Here is a 1,071-nt window from a genome sequence, read left to right as displayed (position 1 = left end):
CCGAGATGACAGCCTACGAAAAAGTCAGGCTTGAACTGGGATCACCGGTCTACTTCTGCGATCCGCACTCACCCTGGCAACGGGGCACGAACGAGAACACGAACCGGCTGCTGCGGCACTGGTTCGAGAAGTACTCCGATCTCAGCGGTTACACCGCCGCAGATCTCAAAAAGGTTCAGGACATCCTTAACCGCAGGCCCCGCCAAACCCTCGGGCTTCAGACGCCCGCCGACCAACTGAAAGAACTACTACAAACCGCAGCGTAAGCCGCAGCATTGCAAACACCACTTGACTTCACCCCTCCACAACCGGCTGTTAACGGAACGCCGTCCACATTCGATGGACTCTGTCTCCTGCGGCCGGCACGGTGTCCGTAGTCTCGGTGCATGACATCGCGAAGCATCATGGAAATGCCCGTCGAGGAAAGACCGCGGGAACGGTTGCTCATGGTCGGGGTCCGCCGGCTCAAGGACGCCGAGGTCCTCGCCATCATCATCGGTTCGGGAGGCCGTGGGCGGAGCAGCCTCGAACTCGCCCAGTCACTGCTGAAGAAATTCGGTGGAACAGGCGGGCTGTCGATCGCCTCGGTCGATGAGTTGCAGGAAGCGGAGGGAGTCGGTCAGGCACTGGCCATGCGTATTGCCGCCTCCATGGAGCTGGCACGGCGGTCACAGCGGGGGCTGCTCCGGCGCCAGCCAGCACGGGCAATCACCAAGGCTCCTGGCGATACTGGTTAGGGGCGCCAGAGGACGACGGCGGAAGAACGTGGCCGTGGCCGTTGACCCTGGGCGAGGGTAACCACGTCACCGCCAACACTTCCGGCGGCGAAAACCCGGGCAGCGTCCCTGCGGCTTAGCCGGCCGGATTTGGCCTCTTTAAGCTCCTCGGTCAATTCGGACACCTTTGCCCGGAGGGCATCCACCTGGTTTTCGAGTTCCAGAATGCGCTTGATGCCTTCAAGCGAGACGCCTTCGCCTGAGAGCCGCTGCACCTCACGCAAAGCATCCACATCGCGTTGCGAATAACGGCGAGACCGTCCGGGCGCACGGCTCGGCTTCACAATGCCGAGCC

3 protein-coding genes are annotated in these 1,071 nt (G+C 62.2%); 2 read left to right on the top strand and 1 reads right to left on the bottom strand.

The window, feature by feature from the left end; translation table 11 throughout:
* Nucleotides 1-266: IS30 family transposase (locus tag Y707_RS0121880; RefSeq protein WP_026536617.1), on the top strand; the 266-nt coding region annotated here is incomplete at its 5' end.
* A 120-nt stretch (nt 267-386) separates the two neighbouring features.
* On the top strand, nt 387-737 hold the full coding sequence (locus tag Y707_RS28510) for a UPF0758 domain-containing protein (RefSeq protein ID WP_155853261.1): 351 nt from the start codon (nt 387-389) through the stop codon (nt 735-737).
* On the opposite strand, the gene Y707_RS30310 is transcribed toward Y707_RS28510, so the two are convergent.
* Nucleotides 734-1,071 (bottom strand): MerR family transcriptional regulator (locus Y707_RS30310; protein ID WP_035783200.1); only part of this gene is annotated, 338 nt, incomplete at its 5' end. The genes Y707_RS28510 and Y707_RS30310 overlap by 4 nt on opposite strands.

Source organism: Arthrobacter sp. H14 (genome assembly GCF_000520495.1).
Classification (GTDB): Bacteria; Actinomycetota; Actinomycetes; order Actinomycetales; family Micrococcaceae; genus Arthrobacter_C.
The sequence above is the reverse complement of the archived record's forward strand: the minus strand, read 5'-3'. Positions and strand labels throughout refer to the sequence as shown.

Excerpts from the sequence above, each read along its gene's own strand:
- Y707_RS28510 (WP_155853261.1), top strand. The coding sequence starts at position 387 with ATGACATCGCGAAGCATCATGGAAATGCCCGTCGAGGAAAGACCGCGG.